The 13886-nt window shown below is 44.6% G+C and carries 12 protein-coding genes and 2 pseudogenes; 5 read left to right on the forward strand and 9 right to left on the reverse strand.

Annotation, left to right across the window (positions count from 1 at the left end; genetic code table 11):
* Positions 1–330: 330 nt before the first annotated feature.
* The gene (locus AB4371_RS06680) at positions 331–798 is read right to left on the reverse strand and encodes a YjiG family protein (RefSeq protein WP_102393339.1); all 468 of its coding nucleotides are present in this window, start codon (positions 796–798) and stop codon (positions 331–333) included.
* Positions 798–1535, reverse strand: coding sequence for a nucleoside recognition domain-containing protein (locus AB4371_RS06685; RefSeq protein WP_017061525.1), 738 nt, complete (start codon positions 1533–1535; stop codon positions 798–800). The genes AB4371_RS06680 and AB4371_RS06685 overlap by 1 nt, the downstream gene beginning before the upstream one ends.
* A gap of 525 nt (positions 1536–2060) precedes the next feature.
* On the opposite strand from AB4371_RS06685, the gene AB4371_RS06690 reads away from it, so the two are divergent.
* Positions 2061–2237, forward strand: a complete 177-nt coding sequence (locus AB4371_RS06690; RefSeq protein ID WP_017061524.1) for a hypothetical protein — start codon at positions 2061–2063, stop codon at positions 2235–2237.
* A gap of 254 nt (positions 2238–2491) precedes the next feature.
* On the forward strand, positions 2492–3931 hold the full coding sequence (gene nhaD, locus AB4371_RS06695; protein WP_017061523.1) for a sodium:proton antiporter NhaD: 1440 nt from the start codon (positions 2492–2494) through the stop codon (positions 3929–3931).
* A 14-nt stretch (positions 3932–3945) separates the two neighbouring features.
* On the opposite strand, the pseudogene AB4371_RS06700 reads toward nhaD, so the two are convergent.
* From AB4371_RS06700 to AB4371_RS06710, 3 genes and pseudogenes are all read right to left on the reverse strand, one after another.
* Positions 3946–4331 (reverse strand): annotated as a pseudogene (locus AB4371_RS06700) (hypothetical protein).
* A 171-nt stretch (positions 4332–4502) separates the two neighbouring features.
* A complete protein-coding gene (locus AB4371_RS06705; protein WP_017061521.1) occupies positions 4503–4985 on the reverse strand; it encodes a methylated-DNA--[protein]-cysteine S-methyltransferase in 483 nt (160 codons plus the stop codon).
* A 25-nt stretch (positions 4986–5010) separates the two neighbouring features.
* Positions 5011–6376, reverse strand: a pseudogene (locus AB4371_RS06710) (AlkA N-terminal domain-containing protein).
* Positions 6377–6612: 236 nt separating this feature from the next.
* On the opposite strand from AB4371_RS06710, the gene AB4371_RS06715 reads away from it, so the two are divergent.
* Complete coding sequence (locus AB4371_RS06715; RefSeq protein ID WP_017061519.1) at positions 6613–6816, forward strand: hypothetical protein; 204 nt, start codon at positions 6613–6615, stop codon at positions 6814–6816.
* Between the two features lie 183 nt (positions 6817–6999).
* On the opposite strand, the gene AB4371_RS06720 is transcribed toward AB4371_RS06715, so the two are convergent.
* Positions 7000–7890: a LysR family transcriptional regulator gene (locus AB4371_RS06720; protein ID WP_372149290.1), complete on the reverse strand. Its 891-nt coding sequence runs from the start codon at positions 7888–7890 to the stop codon at positions 7000–7002.
* A gap of 154 nt (positions 7891–8044) precedes the next feature.
* On the opposite strand from AB4371_RS06720, the gene AB4371_RS06725 reads away from it, so the two are divergent.
* Together AB4371_RS06725 and nagB are read left to right on the forward strand one after the other, a co-directional pair.
* Positions 8045–8398, forward strand: coding sequence for a DUF413 domain-containing protein (locus AB4371_RS06725; protein ID WP_017061517.1), 354 nt, complete (start codon positions 8045–8047; stop codon positions 8396–8398).
* 606 nt (positions 8399–9004) lie between these two features.
* The gene (gene nagB / locus AB4371_RS06730) at positions 9005–9805 is read left to right on the forward strand and encodes a glucosamine-6-phosphate deaminase (protein WP_017061516.1); all 801 of its coding nucleotides are present in this window, start codon (positions 9005–9007) and stop codon (positions 9803–9805) included.
* Between the two features lie 261 nt (positions 9806–10066).
* On the opposite strand, the gene AB4371_RS06735 is transcribed toward nagB, so the two are convergent.
* From AB4371_RS06735 to AB4371_RS06745, 3 genes are all read right to left on the reverse strand, one after another.
* Positions 10067–10603 (reverse strand): MltR family transcriptional regulator, encoded by a 537-nt coding sequence (locus AB4371_RS06735; RefSeq protein WP_017065079.1) that lies wholly within the window; start codon positions 10601–10603, stop codon positions 10067–10069.
* Positions 10604–10653: 50 nt separating this feature from the next.
* Positions 10654–11802, reverse strand: a complete 1149-nt coding sequence (locus AB4371_RS06740) for a mannitol-1-phosphate 5-dehydrogenase (protein WP_009846102.1) — start codon at positions 11800–11802, stop codon at positions 10654–10656.
* Between the two features lie 183 nt (positions 11803–11985).
* The gene (locus AB4371_RS06745; RefSeq protein WP_017070220.1) at positions 11986–13878 is read right to left on the reverse strand and encodes a PTS mannitol transporter subunit IICBA; all 1893 of its coding nucleotides are present in this window, start codon (positions 13876–13878) and stop codon (positions 11986–11988) included.
* Positions 13879–13886: the final 8 nt, after the last annotated feature.

Genomic DNA, 13886 nt, shown 5'->3' on the forward strand with positions numbered 1-13886 from the left:
GTGTCGTCTACTCGACAAAAATGAGTTTAGTGGTTAGTGTATGATTGTGTGAACAGGTGAAATCGAACCACGATTTTGTCAGACTGAGTATGAACCAGTACATATAAAGTTAGATAAAAATATAGTAGAGACCACCAATTTTTGGTGATCTAATTTTTTCATTTAGCACCTGAACTCTTACAGAAAAATTAGATCTACATGTAAAAGTTAGATAAATGGCTTCTAGCCCTCGTTGTGTAAGGGGTTTCTAACTTTTAAGTCTAACTTTAAGTTAAGTGTGCTTTTTTGTAACGTCTGAAAGCTGTTCGCAGCTAACCGTTCAAAGTCACGTTACAAAATAATGTTCATCAAGAACATTGCACCTAACGCATTCAATACCGAAATCGCGATCATCACCGGGATGTAGCGACCTTCAGTACCAATTGGTCCCATAATACGGCCCATGTATTGCACCTGAGAGCCCATCAAGTAGATAGCTGGCGCCAAGATAGCTATATGGTTGCCGTTCAGAATACCTTGGTCAAACAGCGTGATAACCACGCCCACCGCGCCACCCATCGACATCCACGCACCGATCAATACCGCTGCCGCTTCGCCAGGTAAACCAAATACCGCCATAATTGGAGCAAATACACTGCCCATCAAATCCAGCGCACCCGTTATCTGCAATGCCTTGATGATCACAAACGCCATCAGAACATTCGGTACCGTAGAGGTAGTCGCAATAACCCAGCCTTTCTTAGCACCTTCAACGAAAATATCAGTAACCATTGGTTTCTTTGCTTTAACTTCGCTCATTATGCTACTTCCTCTTCCAGTTTTTGTTCTTTGTCTGATTTTGGTTTGTCTTCTTTGCCTTCAGTAATGTTGAGGTAAATACGGAACAGATTCGCGCCGACAAACTTAAAGATAAACATCACAGCGACAGCCAAACCAATTGACGATGTCACCGCTAAAGAGCCGTCCATCGCGGTTAGAGTGAACAGCACCGCACCTGAAGAGAAAAAGTTAACGATCGCCGCACCCGCCGTAAACTGGAACATGGTGAACACATCGGTTTCACGCTTAGTCAGATGTCCTTCGTCTTTCAGCTGACGTGTCATCGCTGCGCCAGCATCGGTACTTTGCAAAGAAGCGATCAGTGCCAAGCCTGAGTTACCCGGAATACCCATCAGAGGGCGAAGCAGAGGTGTCAGTAGTTTACGAGCCGCATCCAGTGCACCGTAGTGCTCAAGTACGTTGATCATACCCAGTGCAAACATCACGGTCGGAATAAGTGTCAAAGCAAAAATGAAACCGTCGCGAGCACCACTACCGCCTTTACCACGCAGTGACGTCGTTGCCGCTTGAATACCATCGGCCGTTTCACTCACATCGTAAGCGACCTTACCGAATGAACCGTTGAGCGTTGTAAAATCGAACACTCCATACCATTCATTGGACTGCATTAAGCCTGAAAAGAACACCATCGCGAACGCGAGTGCGATATAGCTGCCGATCGTGACTTTACGATCGGTTTTGGTTGGATTAGTCATAAGGACCTCTATACATCTCGTTTATGTGGAACAGAACACGTATAGATAGTGCAAACTAATGAGCGAAAGGTTAATGACCAAAATCAAATAGCGTATCGGTTTAAATAAAAGAAGCACAGCAACATATAAAACTGTGATTTGGATTTAAAAGCAGGACCATACGCTAAATAAATTAGAATATTTCACATACAAAACTAAAAAATCTTGCTTCAACAGCGCAACCAAAAACGCACACAATCGCCACACAAGTCTGGCTTCTAGTGAGAAGTTTTTACCTAGTGCGATCTCTGATAATGCTGTAAGAGATCTCTTACATTGTTTTTCTGGTCAATTTTAATTCGATTATAATACAGAGACTTAAAAAGTGATTTTGCTTCCAGAACGCAACCGTTTTCCCTTAGTTGATTGAGTTTTGAGCCAAGCGCAAACAGTGAGCCATTTTATAAAGAATTTGAGCTTAATTCGAAATTTCAGCCCTCAGAGGTGCTATAGACTTCGCGCAGCCAATATAGAAGGAGAACGGTGATGACTATGGAAATGAGAACGCTTAAATATCAAGTAATGGGCAAAGGCATGTGGATCACTGCAACAGTATCTCGCGTAGTAGCGGACAAACTTGCGCTTGAATACCAATCCTATGGCTGGCCTGTTGAAGTATGTGCAGCAGAACAAACACTGACGTTTGATCTCAATGCTGCATAATGTTGGCAATTTCGAATAAGCTCTATCGGCACTGAGTCCGGTAGGGCTTTTTCTTTGGTCTTTAGTCTTTAGTCTTTAACTTAAGTGTGGAAGACAGTAATTTTGAGTATGTAAGACCGTATTTCGTTCACATCACAGTCTATTCCTTTCATTATAATCTATTGAATTATTAAGATATCTATCACACTGCACATGGTTATTTAGGTCTACTCTTTTACCCGTGTTAATAACTTATTAACTTCGGAGCGTAATCCATGTTAGGTATCCAGCTTTCTGCTGTTCTCTCTTTGTTACTCTTTTCTTCGGTAGCAGGTGCTGCCACTTCTCAGTTGGGAGAACCACTCAAGCTCACCAACTCATTCGCTGGCTACCTATCCCTGACCATTTTCGTTGTCGCCTACATCGTGGTGATGATGGAAGAGTACCTAAAGCTCCGAAAATCTAAGCCAGTGTTACTTGCAGCAGGACTGATCTGGATAATCATTGGTTTTATCTACCAAGAACACAACCTTGTTGAAGTCGCTAAGCAAGCACTCGAACACAACTTACTGGAATACGCTGAGCTGTTACTTTTCCTACTCGTCGCCATGACCTACATCAGCGCCATGGAAGAGAGAAGACTGTTTGATGCGCTGCAAGCGTGGATGGTGGGCAAAGGCTTTAATTTCCGCTCTCTGTTCTGGCTAACCGGTATTCTGGCCTTCTTTATCTCACCGATCGCCGACAACCTCACCACAGCTCTATTGATGTGCGCCGTGGTTCTGAAAGTCGCAGGATCTAACCCTAAATTCGTTAACCTAGCCTGTGTGAATATCGTGATAGCCGCTAACGCTGGCGGCGCGTTCAGCCCATTCGGTGACATCACAACGTTGATGGTGTGGCAGGCTGGTTATGTGAGCTTCAGTGAATTCATTCCCTTATTTATTCCTTCAGTGATGAATTACCTCGTCCCTGCAATGATCATGTCTTACTTTGTTCCCACAACCCAACCCGACACGGTGCATCAGCACGTTGAATTAAAACGCGGTGCAAGACGCATCGTGTTGTTGTTCATCATGACCATCGGCACTGCGGTTGCTTTCCATGCCGTACTCCACTTCCCTCCAGTAATGGGCATGATGATGGGGCTGGCGTATCTACAGTTCTTTGGTTATTTCTTGCGTAAGACCTTACCAAATTCACTGGCGAAGAAAAAAGCGGTGGCGATTGCCAACAATGATGGGGGGGCATTGAAGCGACTCGGTTCAGTCGTGCCCTTTGATGTATTTCGAAGAGTGTCCCATGCCGAATGGGACACTCTGCTGTTCTTCTACGGCGTGGTAATGTGTGTCGGTGGCTTGAGTCTACTGGGATACTTGGAGCTTGCCTCTGGCGTGATGTATAGCCAATGGGATCCAATTTGGGCCAACATCATGGTGGGGATCTTATCTGCGATTGTCGATAACATTCCGGTGATGTTTGCCGTGTTATCGATGGAACCTCAAATGTCGATGGGTAACTGGCTACTGATCACCTTAACCGCAGGCGTTGGCGGCAGCTTGTTATCTATTGGTAGTGCGGCAGGTGTGGCGTTAATGGGCGCGGCGCATGGCAAATACACCTTCTTTGGCCACTTGAAATGGATGCCAGTGATCATGATTGGCTATGCCGTCAGTATCGCTGCACACCTATGGCTTAATGGCGATCTTTTTTAATTCGGAGATCTTTTCTAGTTCGAACTGTCTTTCACAGGCTTATCTACAAGTGTCCAGACGTTACTCAATTGTATCGCTGGACATTGTTTGCAAGTTAGCATCTCGCCCTTCTGTTGAATGCGCATCACTAGTCTAGAGTCAGTTCGGCTGCTTCCAGAATTGAATTCAATGGTGATCAGTCATCATCAACACGATAGGTTCGAGTCACGGAATTATCCGTTGTTTGATAAGTCACTTGCCCGGATTCAAAAAGTAGATAACTGTCATTATCTGCGTTCTCATACATACCTTTGAACAGAGCAAGCTGTGGAACCTCGAAAGGTCGGCTGGTATCAGTTAAACAACCTGTCAGCAATAATGCAGAGCTGCAGCCAGATATTAGTAAGGGGAATCTATTCATTTGGGCATCCTTGCATAGAGAACATAGTCAAAGAATATGCAACCAAATCGATATTTCCCAGAAAGCGTTGATTTTAATGCAAAGTCATATTTTAAGAACCACTCGCCTTCACCATTAAGTAGTACGAGATATTCAGCCAGCATCTCGACAGGCTCATGGCTAAATCGCTTGCTAGTCTTGCTCTCTTCCCTCTATCACCAATAAGTGCTGTTTACGTTCTACGCCACCTGCATAACCCGTCAGTTTGCCGTTTTTACCAATCACACGGTGACACGGCACAATCACTGAAACCGGATTTTTGCCATTCGCCAAACCCACAGCACGAACGGCTTTCGGATTGCCTATCGCATCGGCCAGTTGTGCATAGCTCCAAGTCTCTCCATAAGGAATGGTCGTCAGCGCCTGCCAAACCGACTGCTGAAATGGCGTGCCCTTGGCTGCAATCGGCACAGAAAACTGAATAGCTTCGCCCGAGAAATAGCGATTAAGCTGCTCGATAGCCAATGCAAAGATCGGAAAGCTATCATCTTGAACACCCAACGGTTCCGGCTTGGTGGTATGTGTCTCGAACCAAAGGCCGAGCAAGCCTTCATCGTTCGCCTGTAACGTCACAGTTCCCAATGGGCTCTCATAATAAGTAAATCGGTTGTCCATGATATCTCCTAACTTAGTATTCCGATTAAGATTGATTCCAACAATGGAACGTTGCGTAGCTTCCCCAAGGCGAAACACTCTCTGCATTGATGGCGGGGCGATGCTCAATGAACTTCTTCACCACCAAGTCACCAACCAACAGATGATTAGGTTCGCTTAACCCGCGAAGCAGTGCATATTGAATCGTCCAAGGTCCAATCCCTTTTAGCTCAATCCATTTAGAAGGATGCTCAGCTTCATTGTCGACCATGTATTCGGCAAAACGCTTTAGGGTCTCTTTGCGGCTTCCCGGCATTCTCAAGAAGCTAACATCAGCGTCCGCTATCTGTTTTGGTGTTGGGAAGCTGGCTTTCTCATGTTCATCAGAAAGCTCTTTGACCAATAAGTTAAGCTGACCAATCGCCGCGGTTACCGAAACTTGCTGTCCTAGAATCGCTCTCACGCCTGCCTCCCAAGCACTCCACACGCCAGGAATACGGATACCACTCTTAGCCACCAAGTTAGGATCGATAGTCGTAAAGAACGTCTCAACCTTGGCAATATCGACATCAAGATCAAACATACGGCGGATATTCGCAATCAAGCTTCTTAATTGGCTTATATCGTCCAACTCAAATTCAATATCCAAGCGGTTTTCTTTATCTAACGTCGCCTTGAACCAACCCTTTGACCCGTTCACATTTACCGTGCGCTGATAATAATCTTCGCCAACGTCTTCTAAACCCTCAATCATTCGTCGTCGATAAAACCCCAACAAGTGGTTCCAATCTAATGGTCCATGAAAACCAAGCTGAATATGATTACTCAGAGTGTCACTTGGCTTCGCCCGCCTAATTTTGCTTGGCGAAAGCTGCAGCTCTTTTTGGAAGGCATCATTAAAACGGCGCGTGCTATTGAAGCCACTAGCAAAGCCGACATCAGTAATGCTCATGCTGCTACTGCTTGGCGAACATCAGTTGGCTGTACAGGCTATATTGCTTGGGTGACACACCGATGTAATTGTCGAATAAGGTTCGCAAGTAACGATCGGAAATACCTAACCGCGTTGCCAGGTCGACGATAGATCCTGAATTCAGTGCGCCATTATCAATCAGCTGCATCGCACGCAAGAAAGTGGTTTCGACGCCCTTCCAAGCCGGCGAAAAAGGCGCGCTGTCTGGTCGGCAACGTAAACAAGGACGATACCCCGCTTTCAATGCTTGAGCTTGATGGGAAAAATATTCGACGTTTTCTTCTTTGGGCGGACTTGCTGGGCAAATCGGGCGACAAAAAATTCCTGTCGTTTTCACCGCTGTAAAAAACATCCCATCAAAGCGAGCATCTCGCGCATATCGAGCCAAATGGCACTGCTCACTGGTTAAGCTGCTGTTGTGATTGATCTTTTTCGACATGCCGTACTCTTCCCACTTACCATAGCGTTTGATCCGATACCTAAAAGTTTACCGTGAACCACCATTGTCGCTAGCCACTTTCGGAAGCGAAGGTCAGATAAATCACAAAAAAGGGTTTTAATTTTATTCAATTCGACTAAATTTAACCTAGAGAGAACATTCTTCTCACAACGTCAACGATCGGTACTTAGCACGCCAAGATGCAGAGACCTATCGAATATAAAAAGGAAAAGGCTATGGTTCTACACACATGTCGTATTGTTTTATCAAATCAACAGGTTCTCACCAGTCAATCAGTCGAGCAGTCTCTAAGCTTTCTTGAAGACAAAGCGGACAACGGGATTTCTATGATCGAGATTGACGCAACGGATGGCAATCAAATCCATTCGTACATGTCACACTCTCTTGAAGAGTCTATTGAGAATCTAATGAACCTATAGGGCTTTTAATAAAGGCTACACATACCAGGCCTAAACGATATTTATGGAATTAGAAACGATCTCTAGTTCCGAAAAGAAGTACATTTCTGGTTTAAAACAAAAATGGCTCCCAACTATACAATTAGTTGGGAGACATTTTTTATTGAATCTAATCAGCAAAGCCACTGCTTACCGCGAATGCCGTTACTCCGGTGCTTGTTCAGCGGCTTGCTGCAATGTGTAAGCCGTCGATGGGTCAATCTCATTAACCAACTTCTCAACCTGCATGATCGCATCAACCGAGGTACTGCTTTTACGGTAGCTCAGATAAATTGGGAGATACCAGTCTTCAACCCCTTTCACCTTGTGCAGCTGACCCGAATCGATAAAAAGTTCGACTAGAGACACCGGAAGATACGCACTGCCGCCTTTCTCTAAAATGAAATCGAGGGCGATACGGGCTGTAGAGGTACGTAGGTACGGTGCTGGCACTTTAGGGTGACGTTCTGCGTGTTCAGAACCAAAGCGCGTTCCCCAATCCACATAAACATACTTATGTTGAAATACAGATTCCAGATCATCTTGCTGCGTTGATACCAACACCAAAACCAAGTCAGCGACTTTTTTACAGTTCAGCTCTTCTGCTTTGATCTGATCGAACGCGAAAGCCATATCTAAGGTTCGTTCTAACAAATTACGGTTCAGTTGCTCGCGCCCCATCACCTCTGCCATAAAGCCGTAACCACCAAAAGAGTCGGTTACCACACTTAAACAGTTTTGCAGATACGCATCCCAAATATTCGGCGTGCCGCCCAGCGTTAACTGCAAGGCTTTACCACTCTCTAACGACAGCTCAAATTTGGCTTGTTGTAGGGTGGACACCATCACTTCGGCATAACCAATCAAACGTTCACCGGAAGATGTGAGTTTGATGTTATTGCGGTCACGAATGAAGAGCTGAGTATCAAAATAGCCTTCAAGCTGTTTGATCCGCGCACTCACCGCCGCTTGTGTTAAATACAAGTTTTCAGCTGCACGCCCAAAATGGCGCACCCTTGCAACCTCAAGAAAGGTTCTAAATACTTTCACATCCATCAAATACATCTCTGTAATAAATCTGCTAACTAGCCGATCTAGGATTGTTTATCGTAAAGGCAAAAACATTTTGTTTCCTATTTTAGCCTTTTAACAATATTTTCGCGTGAGCAATAAACACTAATTTCTATCTAACCACATTACTGAGGCTGATATGTCTGAGACCGAATTCCGACACGGAAAAAAACGTTTTTATGACACCATTAAATTCCCGAGAGGGTTCGCTAAGTCGGGTGATTTTACTCTTTCAGAAGAGGAAATCCTAACCTTGTTTGGTGACACTATGCTTGCACTTGAAACTGGTGAACTAGCACCAATCAATGCAGAAGAAAAACACTTCATTAAAGTGTTGTCTCACCCTCATAAGGCAAAGTCCAAGTTAGAGCGTGTTTGGTTGAAGTACATTCAACTGGCTCGTGGACGCCGTCGCTTTCACACCCTAAACGGCTGCAAACGCGGCGACGTATCTAGGGAAGAATACGAAAGTGAGTTAGTGTTAGAAGATTAGTAAAATCGCTCAAAGTGATACCTCATCACTTTGGGCTTTTTTTTGCCTTCAAACACACATCTTCTTTGTAATTGGTAAGTTTAGCCAACCTATCCATTTTTACCAATATTTATATACAATTCATAGCGATAGCGTGACTAAAACACAGCTCTCGTTCAATCTTATGGGTATTCATCCCACTGAGATTCATCGTTCTTCATCCTGCCCCTGTCTTTTATCACGATAGCGCTCCATTGCCATCATTATTTTTCTAGTTTCAACTATACGCTCAACGCTTGTTTATACTCGAAACACGTTAATGCACCAAAATTCGTCAATGGTTCGAGCGATGCCATTATTGCAATAATCGTATCAAGGTATAAAAACACACCAACCCTTTCAGGTTCTGAATTAGATCAACATTGCTGTATATGACAAACGTATTAATCTTGTTTAACGCCACCAAATATCCATACAATAATCGTGCAATTTTGAGAGTTCCAGTCACAGTTACGACGAAAAAAGCAAAAACTTGACCTAAAACAATAGCGGAACTGGATAACTTATTTTATAATGCGAATTAATGTTTCAGAACACTATAAAATTTTATTTCTAGGGGCAAAATCAATGAGACTTATTCCATTAAGCAACAAAGCTAAAGTAGGTAAATGGGCTGCTCGTCATATCGCAGATTCAATCAACAAGTTCGCTCCAACGGCTGAGCGTCCATTTGTACTAGGTCTTCCTACTGGTAGCACACCTCTAACTACTTACGCTGAGCTAATTGAACTTTACAAAGCTGGCGAAGTTAGCTTCAAGCACGTTGTAACATTCAACATGGATGAGTACGTTGGCATCGACCCTAACCACCCAGAGTCTTACCGCACATTCATGCACGAGAACTTCTTCAACCACGTTGATATCCAAGCAGAAAACATCAACCTGCTAGACGGCAAAGCTGAAGATATCAATGCTCACTGTGCAGCATACGAAGAGAAAATCCGTTCATACGGCAAAATCAACCTGTTCATGGGCGGCGTAGGCATCGACGGTCACATCGCATTCAACGAACCAGGTTCTTCTCTATCTTCACGCACTCGTATCAAAACGTTGACTGAAGACACTCGTATCGCGAACTCTCGTTTCTTCGATGGCGACATCAACCAAGTTCCTAAATACGCACTAACTATCGGTGTTGCGACTCTTCTAGATGCAGAAGAAGTGATGATCCTTTCTCTAGGCCACAATAAAGCTCAAGCGCTTCAAATGGCTATCGAAGGTTCTGTAAACCACATGTGGACTGTTACAGCTCTACAGATGCACCGTAAAGCTATCATCGTTGCTGATGAGCCAGCTCAACAAGAGCTAAAAGTTAAGACTCTACGCTACTTCCAAGAGCTAGAAGCTGAGAACATCCAAGACCTATAATTCCTATAGTCTTGAATAGCAGGGCGTTTTTATAAAGAGAGCGTCTTGAATAGAAAAAGCCACTGAATGTGGCTTTTTTTGTGCCTGCTGCTTTTGTATTTAATGGGAAGATATTTCGGATATTTTTTAGAAGCACAAAAACAACAAAGCGATTTCTCCAACGAGAGAAACCGCCATCATTTTAATCTTTGTATTGAAACGAACCAACAACTACAAGATATGTAGGGTGTGAAACAAGATAAGCAGGGCTGCAAACTAGAGCTAAGAGCTCAGCGCGTTATCTCGGCACAAGGTAGTGATAATGTCAGTGATAGCTAATACGATCGTCGACTTCACCTTTTGATTATGTCGCCCCAAGAACATTTCAAGCATTGGGCCAGACATGGTTTCCACCATCTCCGCGTCATATTCGATAGGCATAATACGCTGAATCGCGTGCACCTTGTTGAGCTCAAATATCACATCAACTTCTGTAAAGCTGGTGTCTTCACCCTGTATTTTCGCCCACTCTTTCAAGGTAACGAAAACCTCTAGATCGTCGTAGAGTTCTTTACTGATCACGCCAAGTCCGAGTAGCAACTTAGCACGAATCATGATCTCGCCTAACGGCCCACCACTGTTGAGAAGTGGCTCGACAACGAACTTAATTGCAGTGTCGTCTTTCTTAAAGATGTTTTTTAATACGGCATCTACCGTGTCGTCCAATGCATCATAAGCAGCCATTAGGCAGGCGCCAGCACTCTCAGCTTCCGAAAGGGCTTCGAGTAATTCAGTTTCATGGCTTGTTTGTATTGGCATAACGGCTCGACAATAAGAAAGTGCCACTGGTGTGGCACTTTGATGGTTTATCATTTCAATGCTAGATAAGCTTCTTCCGCTAGTTTAACAACTTCTGAGTCACTATTCAGCTCAGAATAATGCGCTAATGTCTCAGCAAAGCCTTTTTCTGCGAACATTGCTTGAAGTTCAACCGCTTGAGGGTCGTCTTCGTTCTTGTAATGGAACGCAGCAGCGATTGCTTTTACTAGGTGAGCATTTGGTAGGCCGTACTCTAATGTACCGTTTAGAGGCTTAACTAGGCGGTCTTGCGGGCTCAGTTTACGAATTGGCTGACGACCAACGCGGTCTACTTCATCACGTAGGAACGGGTTAGCAAAACGACCTAGAATCTTTTGGATGTAGGCAGCGTGTGCTTCTGGATCAAAGCCGTAACGCTTAATCAGAACCGCACCACTCTCTTCCATCGTCGCTGTTACTTCAGCGCGGATTACGTCATCTTCGATAGAGTCTTTAATAGTCTCATGACCTGCAAGCACACCAAGGTATGCCGTTACCAAGTGACCTGTGTTTAGCGTGAACAGTTTACGCTCAACGAAAGCCATTAGGTTATCAGTGCATTCCATTCCTGGGATGTTTGGAATCTCACCTTTGAATTGTGTTTGATCTACGATCCACTCGCTGAACGTTTCAACCGTTACCGCTAGAGGATCTGTTTCGCCCGCTTCTGCCGGTGGAACAATACGGTCAACCGCAGAATCAACAAAGCCAATGTGCTCTTCAGTGAACGCTTTCATTTCATCAGAAAGGTGCTCTAACACGGCTGCTTTTAATTGGCTAGTACCGCGAACCATGTTCTCTGCCGCGATGATGTTCATTGGTGCAGTGTTGTTTGCTGCTGCACGCTTTTCAATGCCTTGAGCGATAGACTTAGAGATGATTTTAAGAACCGTAGGGCCCACTGCAGTCGTCACAAGATCAGACTCAGCAATGCAATCTACTACTGCGCTTGTCGCTGAGTTTACTGCTGTCACGTTCTTAACAACTTCGACAACACACTCTTCGCCAACAATCTTAACTGGGTATTCTTGGCGTTCAATTAACGCATTTACAACCGTTTCATTTACGTCAGCAAACGTAACCTTCATACCAGCATCAGAAAGAAGCTTACCAATGAAACCACGACCGATATTACCTGCACCAAAATGTAACGCTTTCATAATTTTGACCTTATAAATATTTGAATCTAGATAGCTAACTGCTCAACAACATGCCTTGATGATGTGCCCTAGGCATTAAGCAGTAAGCTATTCAGACTGAATCTTGTTAGAAAGATTAAGACCGAAAATGAGGCCAGTAGGGGGATACCGGCCTCCTTCACTCAGGAGCTTGACTAGAGCTTTTTAGTTTCCGTTGAGAATACGTAGAACATCAGCAGGGTTTGTTGTGTTCTGTAGGCATTCCACAGCTTCTTCATCATCGAGTGAATTGGTAATCGCCATCAGCACCATGTTGTGCTCATCGCCTTGTGCGGCAATACCGATAACCATCTTCGCGATATCATCTTCATCTTCGCCCCACTGAATACCTTCAGGGTACTGACAGAAAACGATGCCGGTTTTTTGTACGTACTGTTTCGCTTCGATTGTGCCGTGTGGTACTGCGATAGACTCACCTAGGTAAGTAGACACAAGCTCTTCACGAGCAAACATGCCATCTACGTATTCTGGTGATACGTTGCCAAGTTTTACTAATTGTTCGCCAGCAAACTTGATTGCGTCTTCTTTTTGAGTCGCTTTAAGGCCAAGGAAGATGCTGTCGTCAGTCAGTGCAAGCTTGTTGCCTTCTTGCGCTGGAGCTGCTGCTGGAGCCGGAGCTTCTACTTTCGCTTCACCACTTTGAGCATCGACAAGCTCGGCAACTAGTTGGTCGTATACGCCGCCGTCTAGGAAGTTGTTTAGAGACATATGCATCGCACCTGGCACAGTGCTACGAGCACGGTCTGTTAGGTCTTTATGCGTAATAACGATTTGCGAATCAGCCGGTAGGTTGTTGATTGCGTAGTTGGTTACTTCAATGTCTAGGCCAGCTGTTGCTACTTTCTTACGTAGTAGACCTGCACCCATTGCACTTGAACCCATACCCGCATCACACGCTACATAAACTGCTTTTACATCCGCTAGGTTTACGTTTGCTTCTGCTGCTGCACCTTTAGAAGACGCTTTCATGTCTTTCATTTGTGCAGAAGCTTTTTCTAGAGAGTCTTCGTCGTCATCTTGAGCTGAAGTTTTAAGCAGAATTGAAGCCACTAAGAAAGACACTGCTGTTGCTGCGATAACTGACAATACAACACCGATGTAAGAGCCTTTTGGCGTCATCAGTAAGATTGCGAAGATAGAGCCTGGTGATGCTGGAGAGATAAGGCCAGAATCGAACATTACGTTAGTGAATACACCCGCCATACCACCTGCGATTACCGCAAGAATTAGACGTGGGTTCATTAGAACGTAAGGGAAGTAAATTTCGTGGATACCCCCTAGGAAGTGGATGATAGATGCACCAGCAGCAGATTGCTTCGCGCTACCTTTACCAAACACCATGTAAGCAAGTAGAAGACCAAAACCAGGACCTGGGTTTGCTTCGATTAGGAAGAAGATAGAGCGACCCATCTCTTCAGATTGCTGGATACCTAGTGGAGAGAAGATACCGTGGTTGATTGCGTTATTTAGGAATAGAATTTTCGCAGGTTCAACAAAAATAGATGCTAGAGGTAGTGCACCCGCTTCTACCATTGCGTTTACGCCAGCCGCAAGTCCGCCAGACAGAATCTTAACCGCAGGACCAATCACGATGAACGCGATGATCGCACAGATCATGCCGATGATACCCGCAGAGAAGTTGTTCACTAGCATTTCGAAACCACTCTTCACTTTACCGTGAACAGCTTCATCGAATTTCTTAATTGCGATACCACCTAGTGGACCTACAATCATTGCACCCATGAACATTGGGATATCAGTACCAACGATAACACCCATTGTTGTGATAGCGCCCACTACCGCACCGCGGTCACCACCAACCATTTTACCACCGGTGTAACCAATCAATAGTGGCAGTAGGTATGTAATCATAGGACCAACCATTGATGCTAACGTTTCGTTAGGCCACCAACCCGTTGGGATGAATAGTGCAGTAATGAAACCCCACGCAATAAATGCGCCGATGTTTGGCATTACCATATTGGATAAGAAACGACCAAAGTTTTGAACCTTAATCTTTGCTTCTGGTGATAACATAGGTAGAA

The sequence above is a fragment of the Vibrio sp. 10N.261.51.A3 genome (assembly GCF_041471965.1).
Classification (GTDB): domain Bacteria; phylum Pseudomonadota; class Gammaproteobacteria; order Enterobacterales; family Vibrionaceae; genus Vibrio; species Vibrio crassostreae_C.

Bases quoted from the DNA above. Each gene is read 5' to 3' on its own strand.
- AB4371_RS06680 (WP_102393339.1), bottom strand. From the start codon at position 798: ATGAGCGAAGTTAAAGCAAAGAAACCAATGGTTACTGATATTTTCGTT.
- AB4371_RS06685 (WP_017061525.1), bottom strand. From the start codon at position 1,535: ATGACTAATCCAACCAAAACCGATCGTAAAGTCACGATCGGCAGCTAT.
- AB4371_RS06690 (WP_017061524.1), top strand. From the start codon at position 2,061: ATGACTATGGAAATGAGAACGCTTAAATATCAAGTAATGGGCAAAGGC.
- nhaD (WP_017061523.1), top strand. From the start codon at position 2,492: ATGTTAGGTATCCAGCTTTCTGCTGTTCTCTCTTTGTTACTCTTTTCT.
- AB4371_RS06705 (WP_017061521.1), bottom strand. From the start codon at position 4,985: ATGGACAACCGATTTACTTATTATGAGAGCCCATTGGGAACTGTGACG.
- AB4371_RS06715 (WP_017061519.1), top strand. From the start codon at position 6,613: ATGGTTCTACACACATGTCGTATTGTTTTATCAAATCAACAGGTTCTC.
- AB4371_RS06720 (WP_372149290.1), bottom strand. From the start codon at position 7,890: ATGGATGTGAAAGTATTTAGAACCTTTCTTGAGGTTGCAAGGGTGCGC.
- AB4371_RS06725 (WP_017061517.1), top strand. From the start codon at position 8,045: ATGTCTGAGACCGAATTCCGACACGGAAAAAAACGTTTTTATGACACC.
- nagB (WP_017061516.1), top strand. From the start codon at position 9,005: ATGAGACTTATTCCATTAAGCAACAAAGCTAAAGTAGGTAAATGGGCT.
- AB4371_RS06735 (WP_017065079.1), bottom strand. From the start codon at position 10,603: ATGCCAATACAAACAAGCCATGAAACTGAATTACTCGAAGCCCTTTCG.
- AB4371_RS06740 (WP_009846102.1), bottom strand. From the start codon at position 11,802: ATGAAAGCGTTACATTTTGGTGCAGGTAATATCGGTCGTGGTTTCATT.
- AB4371_RS06745 (WP_017070220.1), bottom strand. From the start codon at position 13,878: ATGTTATCACCAGAAGCAAAGATTAAGGTTCAAAACTTTGGTCGTTTC.